16 protein-coding genes are annotated in these 14,740 nt (G+C 59.4%); 4 read left to right on the top strand and 12 right to left on the bottom strand.

Translation table 11 applies throughout. The annotated features are described in order from the left end of the window. Positions 1–145 precede the first annotated feature (145 nt). Positions 146–1,279, top strand: coding sequence for an FMN-dependent L-lactate dehydrogenase LldD (gene lldD / locus ACPS74_RS05585; protein ID WP_029651395.1), 1,134 nt, complete (start codon positions 146–148; stop codon positions 1,277–1,279). 6 nt (positions 1,280–1,285) lie between these two features. On the opposite strand, the gene ACPS74_RS05580 is transcribed toward lldD, so the two are convergent. After that, positions 1,286–2,053, bottom strand: coding sequence for a carbonic anhydrase (locus ACPS74_RS05580; protein WP_029651394.1), 768 nt, complete (start codon positions 2,051–2,053; stop codon positions 1,286–1,288). A gap of 330 nt (positions 2,054–2,383) precedes the next feature. Between ACPS74_RS05580 and ACPS74_RS05575 the strand changes: the two genes are divergently transcribed. Together ACPS74_RS05575 and ACPS74_RS05570 are read left to right on the top strand one after the other, a co-directional pair. Then, on the top strand, positions 2,384–2,590 hold the full coding sequence (locus ACPS74_RS05575) for a NepR family anti-sigma factor (protein WP_029651393.1): 207 nt from the start codon (positions 2,384–2,386) through the stop codon (positions 2,588–2,590). Positions 2,591–2,615: 25 nt separating this feature from the next. After that, positions 2,616–2,993 (top strand): PsiF family protein, encoded by a 378-nt coding sequence (locus ACPS74_RS05570; RefSeq protein WP_425622389.1) that lies wholly within the window; start codon positions 2,616–2,618, stop codon positions 2,991–2,993. Between the two features lie 33 nt (positions 2,994–3,026). Here ACPS74_RS05570 and aqpZ read toward each other — a convergent pair whose 3' ends face one another. The 5 genes from aqpZ to ACPS74_RS05545 form a co-directional block, all read right to left on the bottom strand. After that, the gene (gene aqpZ / locus ACPS74_RS05565; RefSeq protein ID WP_029651391.1) at positions 3,027–3,728 is read right to left on the bottom strand and encodes an aquaporin Z; all 702 of its coding nucleotides are present in this window, start codon (positions 3,726–3,728) and stop codon (positions 3,027–3,029) included. A gap of 175 nt (positions 3,729–3,903) precedes the next feature. Further along, on the bottom strand, positions 3,904–4,872 hold the full coding sequence (locus tag ACPS74_RS05560; RefSeq protein ID WP_083481390.1) for a DUF5996 family protein: 969 nt from the start codon (positions 4,870–4,872) through the stop codon (positions 3,904–3,906). A gap of 30 nt (positions 4,873–4,902) precedes the next feature. Continuing rightward, positions 4,903–5,865, bottom strand: a complete 963-nt coding sequence (gene egtD / locus ACPS74_RS05555) for an L-histidine N(alpha)-methyltransferase (RefSeq protein WP_029651388.1) — start codon at positions 5,863–5,865, stop codon at positions 4,903–4,905. Next, a complete protein-coding gene (egtB, locus tag ACPS74_RS05550) occupies positions 5,865–7,166 on the bottom strand; it encodes an ergothioneine biosynthesis protein EgtB (protein ID WP_029651387.1) in 1,302 nt (433 codons plus the stop codon). The genes egtD and egtB overlap by 1 nt, the downstream gene beginning before the upstream one ends. A gap of 101 nt (positions 7,167–7,267) precedes the next feature. Then, on the bottom strand, positions 7,268–7,984 hold the full coding sequence (locus ACPS74_RS05545) for a glutathione S-transferase (protein ID WP_029651386.1): 717 nt from the start codon (positions 7,982–7,984) through the stop codon (positions 7,268–7,270). A 185-nt stretch (positions 7,985–8,169) separates the two neighbouring features. Here ACPS74_RS05545 and ACPS74_RS05540 point away from each other — a divergent pair, with 185 nt between their 5' ends. Further along, complete coding sequence (locus ACPS74_RS05540) at positions 8,170–8,598, top strand: cupin domain-containing protein (RefSeq protein WP_029651385.1); 429 nt, start codon at positions 8,170–8,172, stop codon at positions 8,596–8,598. A gap of 42 nt (positions 8,599–8,640) precedes the next feature. Here the strand turns inward: ACPS74_RS05540 and ACPS74_RS05535 are convergent, their stop codons facing one another. The 6 genes from ACPS74_RS05535 to ACPS74_RS05510 all read right to left on the bottom strand — a co-directional run bounded on the left by ACPS74_RS05535 (position 8,641) and on the right by ACPS74_RS05510 (position 14,543). Continuing rightward, a complete protein-coding gene (locus ACPS74_RS05535; RefSeq protein WP_029651384.1) occupies positions 8,641–9,249 on the bottom strand; it encodes a nucleotidyltransferase family protein in 609 nt (202 codons plus the stop codon). Then, on the bottom strand, positions 9,246–10,262 hold the full coding sequence (locus tag ACPS74_RS05530; protein ID WP_029651383.1) for an XdhC family protein: 1,017 nt from the start codon (positions 10,260–10,262) through the stop codon (positions 9,246–9,248). Before ACPS74_RS05530 ends, ACPS74_RS05535 begins: the two co-directional genes overlap by 4 nt. Next, complete coding sequence (locus ACPS74_RS05525) at positions 10,263–12,524, bottom strand: xanthine dehydrogenase family protein molybdopterin-binding subunit (RefSeq protein ID WP_029651382.1); 2,262 nt, start codon at positions 12,522–12,524, stop codon at positions 10,263–10,265. Between the two features lie 8 nt (positions 12,525–12,532). Next, positions 12,533–13,549 (bottom strand): FAD binding domain-containing protein, encoded by a 1,017-nt coding sequence (locus ACPS74_RS05520; protein ID WP_029651381.1) that lies wholly within the window; start codon positions 13,547–13,549, stop codon positions 12,533–12,535. After that, positions 13,546–14,067, bottom strand: a complete 522-nt coding sequence (locus tag ACPS74_RS05515; protein ID WP_029651380.1) for a (2Fe-2S)-binding protein — start codon at positions 14,065–14,067, stop codon at positions 13,546–13,548. Before ACPS74_RS05515 ends, ACPS74_RS05520 begins: the two co-directional genes overlap by 4 nt. Positions 14,068–14,186: 119 nt before the next feature. Further along, positions 14,187–14,543, bottom strand: coding sequence for a hypothetical protein (locus ACPS74_RS05510; protein ID WP_029651379.1), 357 nt, complete (start codon positions 14,541–14,543; stop codon positions 14,187–14,189). Positions 14,544–14,740: the final 197 nt, after the last annotated feature.

Genomic DNA, 14,740 nt, shown 5'->3' with positions numbered 1-14,740 from the left:
AGCGGCAAGCGTCCAAGGCGATAGATCGGTTTGACGATGCGCCGCGCTCCTGCGATCAAAGCGGAAGGCGTGAGCCCTCGACGCGTGCCTGTGCGTTCAGGGGTAGGCTCGCGCTCCAGCGCCCGACCAGTCTTTGGGGAATCGAATGATTGTTTCGTCGGCTTCGGATTATCGAAAGGTCGCACAGCGCAAGCTGCCGCGCTTCCTCTTTGATTATATCGATGGCGGGGCGAACGCCGAAGACACCTTGCAGGCCAATGTCGCTGATTTGAGAGCCGTGAACCTCAGACAGCGCGTGTTGAAGAACGTCACCGGCCTCAGTCTCGCGACGGAATGGTTCGGTCAGCCTTCCGAGCTTCCCGTGATCCTGGCGCCTGTCGGGCTGAGCGGGATGTTTGCTCGTCGGGGTGAAGTCCAGGCGGCCAATGCTGCGGCGAAGAAGGGCATTCCGTACGTGCTGTCGACGCTGTCGGTCTGTTCGCTCGAAGAAGTCGCGTCGCAATGCAGCGCGGGAACCCTCTGGTTCCAGCTCTACGTGCTCAAAGACCGCGGATTCATGCAGTCGATGCTGGAGCGGGCCCAGCGCGCAGGCATAAACAAACTTGTCTTCACTGTAGACCTTCCTGTGCATGGATCGCGCTACCGCGACGCCCATTCCGGTCTGTCAGGGCCTATCGCCAAACCGCGGCGCCTGCTTCAGGCGATCGCGAAACCGGGCTGGTCCTTTGATGTGGGGATCAGGGGCCGACCGCACGATCTCGGCAACATCTCAAAATATCTCGGCAAGGCGACCGGACTGCAGGATTACATCGGCTGGCTCGGCAAAAACATTGATCCATCGATCAGCTGGTCAGACCTCGAATGGATCCGCGAGTTCTGGAAAGGGCCTTTGATCCTCAAGGGCATATTGGATCCTGAGGACGCACGGGACGCCGTGCGGTTCGGAGCGAATGGGATCATCGTTTCCAATCACGGCGGACGGCAGCTCGACGGCGCGCTCTCGACGGTCAAAGCCTTGCCGCCGATCGTCGACGCCGTCGGAAGCGATCTTGAAGTATTTGTCGATTCAGGCGTGCGGTCCGGACTGGACGTGGTGCGCATGCTGGCGCTCGGCGCCAAGGGCGTCCTGCTCGGGCGGGCCGCGGCCTATGCGCTGGCTGCGGCCGGACAGGGTGGCGTCGAGAATATGCTCGAGATCTTCGCCAAAGAAATGCGCGTGGCGATGACCCTGACGGGCGTCACCTCGATCGCGCAGATCGACAGGCGCATTCTTGCGTGATCAGCCTCACGCAAACAGGTCGACCCGACCGTCTGCAAGGCGATAAATTCCGCTCACGACTTTGACGCGCTTCTCATTGACAGCGGCGCTCAGCAACGGCGTTGCGGTCTCGAGCGTCGTCGCGCACATCCGGGCGTTCTCCACGGTCGCATTCTCCTGAAGATCGCCCTGCCGGCCCCTTACTGCTTCAACCGCGGGAGTTAGAGCGGCGACCAGCGACGGAAGGTGGCCAGGCAAAGTCGTATGATCCTGGATCGACGAAATTGCGGATTTAACAGCGCCGCAGGCTTCGTGACAGAGCACTAAGATGAGAGGTGTCTTCAACACCTCAACAGCATATTCCAAGCTTGCGATATTGTACGGATTGGCGACATTGCCCGCAACACGAACAACGAACAGATCGCCGCGCGAACTGTCAAAGGCGTATTCCGGCGCGATCCGCGAATCCGCGCAGCTGAGAATCGCGGCGTAAGGATTTTGTCCGCCGACGAGGGCCTCGCGCTCGGCGAAGAAGTCGTGGCGTCTTGCTAGGCCCTGCTGATAGCGCTTATTGCCCTCCATCAGGCGCGCCAACGCTTCGTCAGGAGTCAGGACATTTTCAGGCTTTGGCGGCGCGCTCGGCTTCTTAGTCTGTTTAGACTGGGACTTTTGAGCCTTGGCGTTCGCGCTGGGGACCGCTGTCAGCACTCCCGCTGCGGCGGCGCCAAAGACAAAGGCTCTCCGGCGCATTTTGCTTCCATGAATGATATCGGCAAAGCCACACGCCTGACACATACGCGATCCTCCGAGAGAGAAAACAACGCTCTGCGCTGGTGGCGCATACATAACGCCATATCGATCGCTATTGAAAGCGCCTACTCGAGCTCGGCTTTTTCAGCAGAGGTCAGAAATCGCTTTGCCTTCAACGCTCACAAGATGGCATGCGCACGGCCGCCGCTGCCGAAGACGGTAATGGCGGGCTGATTGAGCAGGATGCGTTGTATCTAATTTACCATGAATTTTACAAATCGCCTGTTGCAGGCCCACCGGCGCCGCGTCGCTCACATTCTGGCCGCAACCTAAGTCGACGCTCTCACGTCCGCTGTGGACGAGTGGAGGCGTAACATGCGTCGGTCCCCTATGCATGACCGAAAGGTCGGCGATGACATCGGCGAATTGCTACGGCAAACCTACGACGACGTTCTTCGAGAGCCGCTCCCCGACCGGTTCCGCGATCTGTTGGAGGGGCTGGAAACGGACGGGCCGCTCTTTTTAGCGGAAGCGCGAGCGCGCGAAGACAGCGACGCCGCTGATGCGCTCATAGAGCGCTGACGTTGGTGGCGCCTGGGCGCCTGTCATGGGTTCAGGTCATGTCAGGAGACAGCGTCGCCATCGTGCAAACTTGCTTCGGTCTCTTCGCGGACGCAGCGCGAAATTTCAGGAGGAGAACATGTCGGGAAGAATTTTGACCGCCAGTATATGTGTCGTTGGCGCTTTGATTTCGGTTGCCGCGTTCGCACAAACAACGCCAGCTGGCCCGGACTGCGCCGCCCAAGCGACGGAAAAGAAGCTGCATGGCGCAGCGTTGAAAAGTTTTATGAGAAAATGCGACAGAGACGCCGCTGCGAGCGCCTGCGATGTGGCTGCGACTGAAAAGAAACTATCAGGCGCAGCTCGGACGAGCTTCACGAAGAAGTGTGTCAGGGACGCTGCGGCGAAGCCGAGCGTCCACTGATCGCGTATAAATCAGAAGGTCGCTTCGTGCCGCTCAGTCATCAGCAAGGGCAAAGCGATGAATGAGCCCCCCGATGACGGCGCCGACGAGCGGCGCGACCCAGAACAGCCAAAGTTGTTCGAGGGCCCAGCCGCCGACGAAGAGCGCCTGGCTTGTCGAGCGCGCAGGGTTCACCGAAGCGTTGGTGATTGGGATGTCGACCAGATGGATCAGCGTCAGCGCCAATCCGATCGCGATTGGCGCGAAGGCGACCGGCGCGCGACCTTCCGTCGTTCCCAGAATGACAAGCAGGAAAAACGCCGTCAGCACGATTTCCGCAAGCAGGCCAGACTGCCATGTGTATCCAGCGGGGGAATGTTCGTCATAGCCGTTGGCGGCAAAGCCATTGGCGAGTGAAAAATCGATGTTGCCCTGAGCGATCTTGAGCAGCACGAAAGCCGCAAATGTCGCGCCGAGAAGCTGCACTATCCAGAAGGGTCCGACGTCCTTCCAGGAGAAGCGGCCGGCCGTCGCGACGCCGAGCGTCACCGCTGGGTTGAAATGGCCGCCAGATACGGGGCCGAAGGCGTAAGCGCCCGTCAGCACCGTGAGACCGAAGGCCAGCGCCACGCCGAGAAAGCCAATTCCGAGCTGGGGAAAGCCGGCGGAAATCACCGCGCTGCCGCAGCCGCCGAACACGAGCCAAAAAGTCCCAAGAAATTCAGCGAGAAGCCTGCGTGGAAGAGAATGCCGCATTAAAGATCTCCATCGGTCGGTGGACGAATGAATTCGTGAATCGAAGGAAGCTTAGCGTAAAGCCATGGCTTGATCGAGTGCCGACATGCCGCGGCACGGTCGGGCGAGGACCAGCTCGGGCTCCTAGATCCGAGTGTGAAAGAACAGAAACTCGCACGCGGATCGGTAGAGCGCCTTATCCGCGAATGGGACGCGGGACGCCGACATGTCCTAATGGACATTCGAGCGCCACGCGGTCCCATCCGCCGGCGTCGGCGGCAGCCTCATAAGTGCTCTGCAGAAAGCGCAGCAGTGTCGCATCTGGATGCTCGGCTTTGCGCACGATGTCATAGGGCAGGATGAATTCCTTGAGATCCTGGCTAAAAAATGCGCCCTCAGGTTCAACCTTAGCGCGATCGAATCCAGGCGGCGCGGGATAGGCGTAGGAATAGAAAGCGGGAAAATCGATTGAGCCGCCCCCAGGCCAAAAGCCCGCGCTGCTCACCTCATGCGAGTAAGCTTCGCGCACAACGGCGTCCGCAAGATTTGGAACACCCCCGGGATGGCGCGGCGCACGGCGACCAGAAAACCTCGTCACCGCCAAATCAAAACTGCCCCAGAAAAAGTGCACAGGGCTGACCTTGCCAACGAAGCCCGTGCGAAAGGTTTTGAATACGCGATCGGCCTGCACAAGCAATCTCCAAAAGCAGTTTGCATAAACAGGATTGTAGTCGGCATGAATCCGGTCCGTGGTGAAGGGAAGCGCATCAGGTATCTCGTTGGGATGTTCATTGATGCGCACAAAAATGCTCAACTCCTCGAGCCTGCTGAAAAGATGCGCGTAAAAGTCGGCGACAGTCTGAGATCGGAGCGGCATTTGGCGTTCGTCGCCATCGCTCGTCGTTATGCGAAGCACGTGGTCTATAAAATCGAAATCAATCTGAAAGACGCTTGCGCCATATGGGATCGGCGACGTGGTGAGGCCACGCGTCGTCACATAAAGCGCAACGTGCCAGGAGTGGTTTTGCCAGGGAGTCAGCGACAACCGGATCTTGCCGAGGATCTGAGTCCAGAGATGCAGAGTCGTATAGGTCTCTCGCCATGCGAAGTAAGGGAACGCTGGCCAAGCGTTTCGCTCCGCTTCGCTCACCTTGGTCGCAGTCATTTAGCGCGTCCCGGCTGTGTCGCCCTCCGCTCAAGGCGCGACCAATTCATGTACGCTGAACAGATTTAGGTCATCTTTCCACACGCGCAGAGGGTTCCACCCCGCCGCCTGCGCGATTAGATTGAACTCCTCGATCGTGTATTTGTAAGCGCTTTCGGTGTGGATCGTCTCCGCTTCCCGGAAGCGAATTTTTCTTCCCGCCACCCAGACGTCCTGATCCTTCAAACTGACGAGATGCATTTCAATGCGTCCTTCGAAGGGCTCGTAGGTCGCCGCATGACGAAAAGCTTGAAGATCGAACGTCGCGTCGAGTTCACGATTAATGCGCACAAGGAGATTGAGATTGAATGCGGCGGTGACGCCATTTGCATCATCGTAAGCTGCAACAAGTTGGCGGACGTCCTTTTTCAGATCGACGCCGATGATCAGCTTTCCGCGCGGCGAAAGGGTCTCTCGCATCGCGTGTAGCAACTGCGTCGCCTCCGCAGGGACGAAATTGCCGATCGTCGATCCAGGGAAAAATCCCAGCTTAGGCCGTTCCGCCAGGTCGGGAGGAAGCTCGATCGGGCGCGAAAAATCAGCCAAGAGCACCTGAATGTTGAGCCCGAAAAATCGCGCCGTCAGCCGCTCTCGAGCATCTGTAAGAGCGCTCTCAGAGATATCGATCGGCACATAGGCGTGTAGACGCCGCATATGCCCGAGCAGGATTTCCGTCTTGATGCTCGAACCAGAGCCGAACTCGACGAGAACCGTCTCTGCGACCGCTCCCTCGAGTATCTGCATCGCATTGGCTGTGAGAATCCCAACCTCGACTCTTGTTGGATAGTACTCGGGCTGGCGGGTAATGTCTTCGAAAAGCGCGCTGCCTTTCGCGTCATAAAAGAAGCGACAGGGAAGACTCTTCTTCGGACGGGACAATCCCTCCAGCACGCTAACGGCGAAGTCGTCCGCTTGCCGCACGAGCGGCGCTGAGCGTTCCGTCGCCTTTGACATCAGGCGACCTCCGAAGCGAGGCGTAGGCCCAGAAATTGCCAGCGCTGATGCGGATAAAAAAAGTTGCGATAGCTCGGGCGGATGTGATCTTGCGGCGTTACGCAGGAGCCGCCGCGCAGCACATGCTGACCAACCATGAACTTGCCGTTGTATTCTCCGAGCGCTCCCTCAGGGGCGCGATAGCCCGGATAGGGCAGATAGGCGCTCTGGGTCCATTCCCAGACATCGCCGAACATCTGACGAGGCGATCCGTTGGGTTCGACGTCGACCGGTCGCGGACGCAATGCCGCCGTGCCGAGAAAATTTCCCTGCTTTGGGGCCGTGGCCCCCGCGACCTCCCATTCGAATTCCGTCGGCAATCGCTTGCCAGACCAGCGCGCAAAAGCGTCGGCTTCGTAGTAGCTCACATGCGCAACCGGCGCATCGAGGTTCAGCGGCTGTAGTCCTTCGAGCGACATCTCAAACCACTCTCCGTCGCGAGACTCCCAGTAGAGTGGCGCATGCCAGTCGCGCATGATCGCGGCCCAACCGTCGGACAGCCATAGGGTCGCCGTTTCGTAGCCGCCGTCGGCGACGAACGCTAACCACTCACGGTTCGTGACCAGGCGGTCAGCAAGCCGGAACGGGCGGAGGAGCACATCATGGCGGGGCCCCTCATTGTCCCAAGCGAAACCCTTTCCCCCGTGACCGATCGAATAGACGCCGCCGGCAAAATCGATCCAGCGGAGCGGTTCACATGGCGCGGGAATGGAGCGCGGCTGGGGCGGGCGGTAGGCTGGCTTTAGGGGATTTGCAGCGAAAAGGGCGAGGAGGTCTGTGAGCATCAGCTCCTGATGTTGCTGCTCGTGATTAGTCCCGACCTCCAGCGTATGGATCAACGCCGGCGACGCCTCGGTTTGCTCAGCAAGAAGCTGCGCCAATGCTAGGTCAACATGCTGCCGATAGGCAAGAACGCGATCGAGCGACGGCCTGGTGAGAAGTCCGCGCTTCGGCCTTGGCTGCCGAGCGCCAAGGTGCTCGTAATACGAGTTGAAGCAATAATTGAACGCCTCATCGAATAGCTGATAGCCGTTCAGATAGGGCGTCAAGACGAAGGTTTCGAAAAACCAAGTTGTGTGAGCGAGATGCCATTTGGTGGGGCTGGCGTCCTCCATCGCTTGGACGACCATGTCTTCGGCGCTGAGTGGAGCTGCAAGTTCGATGGAAAGTCTGCGGGTTTCGAAAAGACGCTCGCTCATGGCGCTGTGGGCGCTCGCCGAAAGCTGCGTATCGAGGATCAAGGCTAATCCACCCATCAACATCTCTCCAAGAAGCAAGCCGAATCCGAGCTGCGACACCCGACAAGGTGAGCATATAGGGCGATCCGCCAGTCTAAGGTCCGTGCAGGGATTGGTCCCGCTGATCAGTCATCGAGTTCAGGATAGTGACGAAATATACCTTGCTCGTTGAATTTCACCCTGCGGTCGCTCTTGAGATATGCGCGAATGCGTGGGCGCTGCGCGACCATCAGTGAAAGGGCGGACACGCGCGGCGACTTGGCCAGGATGGCTTTTGTTGTGTTGGGAAACGCATAGAGCAAGCCTTCGACGATTTGGAACAGGGAGAGGTCGGCGTAGCTTAAGGTATCGCCGACGAGGTGCGCGTCACCGTCGGGATTGCGGGCGAGGATCGTTTCGAACCAATCGAGATATTTTTGTATCCGTTCCTTGCGGAACCACTTCGCTCTGCGTGAGGCCTCGGGTTTCTGCTCCTCGTAGTACAACTCCCCGCCCAAAGGATGATGGGTGTCGTGAGCCTCGCCGACCAGGTCAGCGATCGTCAATTGAATTTGATGAACCCAAAGTCTGCGCGCCGCGTCGCTCGGCGCGAGATGGTGACGATCGCCGAGATAAAGCAGTATCGCGGCGGTCTGTCCGACGATCACCTGTCCGTCTTTCAAGAACGGCGGTGCGAATGACGGATGGGCGAGGTCGGTTCGTTCGAGAAAAGCCACAAGCGACGCCTCGGCGTTTGGCTCACGCGCCATGTCAATATAGCTGGCGCCGGCTTCTTCCAGCACCAGCCTCACGAACTCTCCACGTCCCTGGATGCCGGGCCAATAATAGAACTCATAGGGCATGACTGAGCCTGCAGTTTCGGCTGCGCCGGAAGTATCCAGCGCGGAAGGTCGTCGCGAACGTCAATCGCTTGATGGCTGCTTATGCTGCAACATATTCCCTGAGCCGCACACATCAAGGTCGCGCAGCTCTTGAGGTGCATGGAGCCCGGACGCAGTCGCGTTGCTCCTCGCGGCCGGAGGGTGCGATGTTTCGAAGCCACCAGCCAGGTCAAGCCGATTTCAGAACGATTCTGCCGGAAGATATCGACTGGAAACCTTTTCCCGCTTTTCCTCCAGAGGCGCGGCTGGCCGTTCTCGTCGGAGATCCCACACGAGCAGGACCGTACTTGATAAGGGTAAGGGTGCCTTCGGGCGTGAAACTCATGCCGCATAGACATCCTGAAGACCGAGTCTACACGGTCATATCAGGCGTTTTTTATATCGGCCTCGGCGATCAATTTGACGGCGAAAAGGTCAACGCCTATCCACCAGGCAGCGTCATCATTCTGCCCGGCGATACGGCGCATTTTCATTGGGCAAAGTCTGGCGAGTATGTCACGCAGGTGACGGCCATGGGTCCATTGGGACTCGAGTATATGGATGCGAACGACGATCCAAGAAGCAAACTTCGCTAAACGCCTTCGGGACCCAGTAGCGCCAGCGGGCCCAAAAGCCCTTTAAGGACTCGCGATTTTCCATCGCAAACGCGCAGCTTCCAAATCAGTGGGCACATCAATGTCGATATGGGCGCCTTCATCAAGGACGAGCGCCTGCTTTTGAGAATTCTCGCAGTTCTGCAGCAAATGCTTGGCGCCCAGCGACCCAGAGAGCGCCGCCAACGAGGGGAAGAATCGTCGGGGCCACAAAACTGGGTTTCGCTGCTCACCCTTTGACGTCGTTGGATAGGTGATCAAAGCGCCCCGGCTTTCCATAAAGGCGGCCGTCAGGTCTTTGATCAGATCCGATGTCAAAAAGGGTAGATCGCCCGGGACGACAAACGCCCCTTCAACTTGCTGGCCGAGCGCCATTACGCCAACGGCGATCGACGATCCCATGCCGCTTTCCCAGTTCAAATTGTGTGCAAATCGCAGCGGCAAGCCTTCGAGAGCTTTTTCGATCTGCGGGCGATCGCAGCCGGTAACGACGACAACTTCAGCGCCGCTGCAGACGATTGCTTGGGCCACCCTGCGGATGAGCGGCTTCCCGCCAAGGTCAGAAAGAAGTTTGTTGTTCTCTCCGAAACGCTTTGAGGCGCCAGCAGCCAAGAGCACAGCCGCAATATTCACGCTTGCCTCGTTTCGCGCGCGACTTTGACGATTTCCGCAAGAATGGAGACGGCGATCTCGGCGGGTCCCTTCGCGCCAATCGGCAGTCCGACCGGAGCGCTGATGCGCGCGAGTTCCGTATCGTTGAAGCCTGCGGCGGCGAGACGATGCAAACGCTTGGCGTGTGTTCGCGTCGAGCCCAAGGCGCCAATATACAGGCAGTTCGAGCGCAGCGCCTCGGTGAGCGCTTCATCGTCAATCGCGGCGGCGTGGGTTAGAGCGACCACCGCGGTCCTAGGGTCCAGTCCCAGGAACTTCAGCGAGATTTCAGGCCAATCGGTGAGGCTTTTGAAATCGCCGAGGCGCTCGGCGCTTGCAAATGCGGCGCGCGGGTCGATGACGACGACGTCGTAACCAATGCGGTTCGTGAGATCAGCGAGGACTTGGCCAACATGCGTCGCGCCGACAATGACCACGCGAACTGGCGGGGTGAGCGCGTGCAAGAAGACCGGCGCATCGCCGAGCGAGAGAAGCCGGCTTTCACCCGAAACCAGGCATTGGGCGATCTCACATGGCGTCGGCTCCCCAGCGTCGAACAGGCGCCGCTCGCCGGTCGTAAGCGTCGTGAGCACGGCAAGCGACATTCGTGCACGGCGCGCTAGAAACACCCTCTCCAGAAAAGCTGAATCTCTCTCGCGCCGCAGAGGCTCGACATAGATGCTGATAGCGCCGCCGCAGGGTAGGCCCGCCTTCCACGCCAGTTCCTCTCCGACTCCGAACTCCAGCAACTTCGGTCTGTCGCGCGCCAGAACGTCCGCCGCTTCGGCAATCACATCCACTTCGACGCAACCGCCGGAGACAGAGCCCTCGAATTGTCCGTCTGGACCGATGGCCATTTGGCCGCCGACCGGTACGGGCGACGAGCCCCAGGTGGAGACGACGGTCGCCAACGCCGCCTGTCCGAATTCCTCCAGCCACCTGCGGGCGCTCGTGAGAGCGTCTCTCGGCCGACCGGGGTCTGGGACGTAATTCATTTACGCCGCGTGGTTGCTCGTGGGCTGCCTCAGCTCGAGCAGCTTATCGATGGTGATCGGAAGGTCGCGGACGCGCACGCCCGTGGCATGAAAGACGGCATTGGCGATCGCGGCGGCCGCGCCGACGATGCCGATTTCGCCGACGCCCTTCACGCCGAGCGGGTTTAAACGATGCTCCTGCTCGTCGACAAAAATAACGTCGATGGCGTGGACGTCGGCATGCACCGGCACGTGGTATTCGGCGAGACTATGATTCATGAACCGACCGTAGCGATGATCGATCACCGTCTCCTCGTGTAGCGCCATGCCGATGCCGCCGACGACGGCGCCAAGAATCTGACTTCGTGCCGTTTTAGGATTCAAAATGCGGCCCGCGGCGATCGCGCTGACCACGCGCGCGACGCGCAACATGCCAAGCTCCTCATCAAGCCGCACCTCGGCGAACACCGCCGAATGCGCGTAATGCGAATACTCCTGCAAGACCTGCTCGTCTGGCGTCGACGACACTTCCGACGTGATGGGTTCGTTGAGGCCGAGTAGCGCTTCCGACAGCGGCATGGCGCGAGAGGGGTCGCTCGTCATCCGGATTTGACCGTCGACCATCGTCACATCCGCAACGTCGACGCCCTGGAGGGGTGAGTTATCGATCGCGCCTACGCGCTTGAGGAGTTCTTTGCGTATGCCGTCACAGGCCTCCATTACCGCGGAGCCCGCAGAGGCGGCCGTCCAGGATCCGCCCTCGACAGGAGCGCTCGGCAAATCGGAGTCGCCAATTTTGACAATGACTTTGTCGAGCGGAAGGCCAAGCATCTCCGCGCCAATCTGAGCCAAAATCGTATACGTCCCAGTGCCAATGTCGGCCGTCGCACAGGCGATCTCCAGGGTCCCGTCAGGCGCGAGAATCGCTCTCGCGCTCGTCGGCACGCGAAACGCTTCCCAAATCCCCGTCGCCATGCCGTAGCCAATCAGTTCGCGCCCCTCGCGCATCGAACGCGGTGCGGGCTTTCGCTTGGACCAACCGAAGCGCTCGGCGCCCTGAAGGTAGCAGTCCTTCAACGCCTTGCTCGAAATAGGCCTGTCTTTGTTCTGATCCCTCTCAGAATAATTCTTGAGGCGAAGTTCCAGGGGATCGACGCCAACCGCATAGCTGAGTTCGTCCATGGCGCTTTCAAGCGCATACATGCCGACCGCGCCGCCGGGCGCGCGCATGTCACAAGGCGTGACGAGATCGAGCCGCGCAAGCCTCGACGTGACCGTCGAGTGATCGCACGGATACAGCGCGCCAGACCAAACGACGGTGGGCTCCTGGTAGTCTTCAAAGCGGGACGTATTGGCGATCGCATCATGCTTCACGGCCACCAATCGTCCGTCGTTGTCGGCTCCCAGCGTTAGCGTCTGGAGTGTTTGCGGACGATAGCCAAGCGTGAACATCTGCTGGCGCGTCAGCGTGACTCGAACAGATCGCCTCAAGGAAATGGCGGCGAGCGCGGCCATGAACAGCTGATAGTTGGGCCTAAGACCGACGCCGAAGGCGCCGCCCACATAGGGCGACAAAACTCGGACTTTTTCCTTGGCGAGGCCGAACACGTTACATAAATACTCGTGGCAATTCGGCGCGCCCTGGGTTTTATCGTAGACCGTGAGCCGACCGCCGTCCTCCCAAACCGCCGTGCTCGCAAAGGTTTCCATCGGGTTATGGTGCTCGACCGGTGTCCGGTATTCTTTCCGGATAAGGTTTGGCGCTCGCGACAAGGCGCTGTCGACATCTCCCCGAGATGATGGATCCCATCCGGGCATTCGCTTCTCGGGCGGCTCGAAAGCATTGGCGATTTCCGCGTCGAGATCGGTGATCGTCGCTTCGGTTTCATAGTTTATGTCGATGAGACTCGCGGCAAAGCGCGCAATCTCCAACTCCTCCGCGACGACGAGCGCCACGGGCTGTCCCGCAAACAGAATCTCGCCGTCGTAAAGCGGGCGGAAGGGCGAGCCCGGCGCGGCGACTTGGTCTGTGTATTTTTCATGCGCAGAGGGGAGGGAGGGCCTATTGTCGTGGGCGAACACTTCGATCACACCGGGCACAGCGAGCGCCGCGCTTCGGTCTATGCTTTTAATTCGGCCTTTGGCGACCGCGCTTGAGACCACAAAGCCGTATGCGAGGTCGGGCGCGTTGAATTCAGCGGCGTATTTCGCCCGCCCCGTGACCTTTGCCGGACCGTCAATTCGCGAGACCGGCTTTCCGATGCTGTTTGTTCCGACAGACATAGCGCGACCTAAACGATCACTTTCACGGACTGGGACTGCGGCGTTCCGGCGGCCGCCTGCTCAAGGGCGCGGACGATCGCCCGCCGCGCAAGTTCGATTTTGAAGCGATTATGGGCAAAGCCCACAGCCCCCTGCAAGATGATATCGGCTGCTTCGACGAACGCCTTCTGGCCAGGCTGCCCGCCCACGAGTCTCTGCTCGGCGTCAGGAACGCGCCAGGGCTTGTGGGCGACCCCGCCCACTGCGACGCGAGCGCATGTCATCATGCCTGCTTCAATCTTCAGAGCAGCAGCGACGGAAACAAGCGCGAAAGCGTAAGACAACCGATCGCGGATCTTCAGATAACTGTAATGTCGAGGAAATTCCTCGGATGGCAGCTCGATCGCCGTTATGATTTCGTCACGAGCAAGATTTGTGTCGATTTCGGGCGCGTCGCCCGGCAGACGGTGAAAATCGGTGGATTTGATGGCGCGATCGCCTTTCGGGCCGGCGACATGGACAACGGCGTCAAGCGCAGAGAGCGCGACGCACATATCCGATGGGTGAACGGCGATACAGGATTCGCTCCAACCCAATATCGCATTCATGCGGTTAAAGCCTTGCGCTGCCCCGCAGCCCGACCCTGGACTTCGCTTATTGCAGGGAGTCGCGGTGTCGTAAAAATAGAGACAGCGCGTTCGCTGCAATAAATTACCGCCGGTCGACGCCATGTTGCGCAGTTGAGGCGAGGCTCCTGCAAGAATGGCGCTCGAGAGAAGGGGATAGCGCTTTGTGATGCGATCGTCGTAAGCAAGATCGCTGTTGGGCACAAGGGCGCCGATCTTCAGCCCCCCTGTTTGCGCCTCATGAATTTCGTTGAGCGGCAGCCCTGTGATGTCGATTAAGCGCGTCGGTTGTTCGACGTCCTCCTTCATCAGATCGATGAGATTGGTGCCGCCCGCAATGAACTTCGCAGCCTGGTGTTTCGTGATCTGGCTAAGAGCGTCGCCGACGTCGTTCGCCCGGACATAATCAAAATCGATCATGTCTGCGCTCCGTGCATGACCGCCTCGATCGCCGCGAGAATGTTGGGATAGCAGCCGCAGCGACAAATATTGCCGCTCATCAATTCTCTGATTTCATCGCTCGTCTTGGCGCGGCCCTCGGCGATCAGTCCCGCCGCCGAGCAGATCTGTCCGGGCGTGCAGTAGCCGCATTGAAAGCCGTCATGCGCAATGAAGGCGGTCTGAAGCGGATGCAGCTCGCCATTTTGCTCCAATCCTTCAATGGTGGTGATCTCGGCGCCGTCCTTCATGACGGCGAGCGTGAGACATGAAAGCACGCGCCGTCCGTTGATCAGCACCGTGCACGCGCCGCATTGGCCGTGGTCGCAACCCTTCTTGGTTCCGGTGAGGTCTAGATGTTCACGAAGGGCGTCGAGGAGGGTGGTCCAGGGCCGCAGGACTAGGCGGCGTTCCACGCCATTGACGCTAAAGCCCACCTCGAACTCCGCCGGCAAGCTGCGCTGAGGGAGGTGCGATGTCGCCTGCGGTCTTCCTTGCATGGCCCGATCCGAGAACGCGGAACTAGAACCGCCAGCATTAGGATTGGTTCCCTTGCAGCTTCAGGAGAGCATCGCAAATCAGATCGAGCGGAGAGGAGCACGATGGCTCGAAACCTAGGTCACTTCTGTTCGACGCACGCGCCGTTGATGGAGACCGTCATCTCATGGGAAGCGGCGTTTACGGCATATAATTCCACAGCGCCATTGGAACGGTTGATGTTGCCTCCCTGATTCTTATTATTTTTAAAGACGTAATAGGCGTCATTCTTTCGAATGAGAGAAAAATGGCCATCGAGGGCGCTGACGTTGCTCAGCTTCACCGCGGCGCCACTTATCTCGATGGAAAAGGGCCCCGACTGGCTTGAGTCGCTCTGTTGAGCCGAGACCTCGCATTGATATGTCACCGGCCCATCCTCAGCGAAGGCCCAACCCGAGCAGAACAATATGATCGTCGCAATGGATAGTCGTGATTTCATTTCGCATGTCCTTTTCTATGGAAGTGTCGCCCTGCGCGCTGGGCGTCTCCCGTCCTCGTTGGCAGGCAGCGCCGCTGTCGCGAGATCGGCGCCATCCCATGCCAGAGATCGCATTTGGTTTCAGTTCGTGCTGAGCGTCCTTGAACGGGTCTCTCGAGCCAGGGTTTCGTCGGCGGATCGCCCGTTTCGACGCCAAA

The sequence above is a fragment of the Methylocystis sp. SB2 genome (assembly GCF_049817085.1).
GTDB lineage: Bacteria > Pseudomonadota > Alphaproteobacteria > Rhizobiales > Beijerinckiaceae > Methylocystis > Methylocystis rosea.
This window is presented reverse-complemented; position numbering and strand designations above follow the sequence as displayed.

What these genes read in the sequence shown, in the direction of transcription:
- ACPS74_RS05575 (WP_029651393.1), top strand. Translation starts at nt 2,384, where the DNA reads ATGCGTCGGTCCCCTATGCATGACCGAAAGGTCGGCGATGACATCGGC.
- ACPS74_RS05520 (WP_029651381.1), bottom strand. Translation starts at nt 13,549, where the DNA reads ATGATCGATTTTGATTATGTCCGGGCGAACGACGTCGGCGACGCTCTT.
- aqpZ (WP_029651391.1), bottom strand. Translation starts at nt 3,728, where the DNA reads ATGCGGCATTCTCTTCCACGCAGGCTTCTCGCTGAATTTCTTGGGACT.
- ACPS74_RS05545 (WP_029651386.1), bottom strand. Translation starts at nt 7,984, where the DNA reads ATGCCCTATGAGTTCTATTATTGGCCCGGCATCCAGGGACGTGGAGAG.
- ACPS74_RS05510 (WP_029651379.1), bottom strand. Translation starts at nt 14,543, where the DNA reads ATGAAATCACGACTATCCATTGCGACGATCATATTGTTCTGCTCGGGT.
- ACPS74_RS05560 (WP_083481390.1), bottom strand. Translation starts at nt 4,872, where the DNA reads ATGACTGCGACCAAGGTGAGCGAAGCGGAGCGAAACGCTTGGCCAGCG.
- egtB (WP_029651387.1), bottom strand. Translation starts at nt 7,166, where the DNA reads ATGTTGATGGGTGGATTAGCCTTGATCCTCGATACGCAGCTTTCGGCG.
- lldD (WP_029651395.1), top strand. Translation starts at nt 146, where the DNA reads ATGATTGTTTCGTCGGCTTCGGATTATCGAAAGGTCGCACAGCGCAAG.
- egtD (WP_029651388.1), bottom strand. Translation starts at nt 5,865, where the DNA reads ATGTCAAAGGCGACGGAACGCTCAGCGCCGCTCGTGCGGCAAGCGGAC.
- ACPS74_RS05515 (WP_029651380.1), bottom strand. Translation starts at nt 14,067, where the DNA reads ATGCAAGGAAGACCGCAGGCGACATCGCACCTCCCTCAGCGCAGCTTG.
- ACPS74_RS05525 (WP_029651382.1), bottom strand. Translation starts at nt 12,524, where the DNA reads ATGTCTGTCGGAACAAACAGCATCGGAAAGCCGGTCTCGCGAATTGAC.
- ACPS74_RS05580 (WP_029651394.1), bottom strand. Translation starts at nt 2,053, where the DNA reads ATGTGTCAGGCGTGTGGCTTTGCCGATATCATTCATGGAAGCAAAATG.
- ACPS74_RS05570 (WP_425622389.1), top strand. Translation starts at nt 2,616, where the DNA reads ATGGGTTCAGGTCATGTCAGGAGACAGCGTCGCCATCGTGCAAACTTG.
- ACPS74_RS05540 (WP_029651385.1), top strand. Translation starts at nt 8,170, where the DNA reads ATGTTTCGAAGCCACCAGCCAGGTCAAGCCGATTTCAGAACGATTCTG.
- ACPS74_RS05530 (WP_029651383.1), bottom strand. Translation starts at nt 10,262, where the DNA reads ATGAATTACGTCCCAGACCCCGGTCGGCCGAGAGACGCTCTCACGAGC.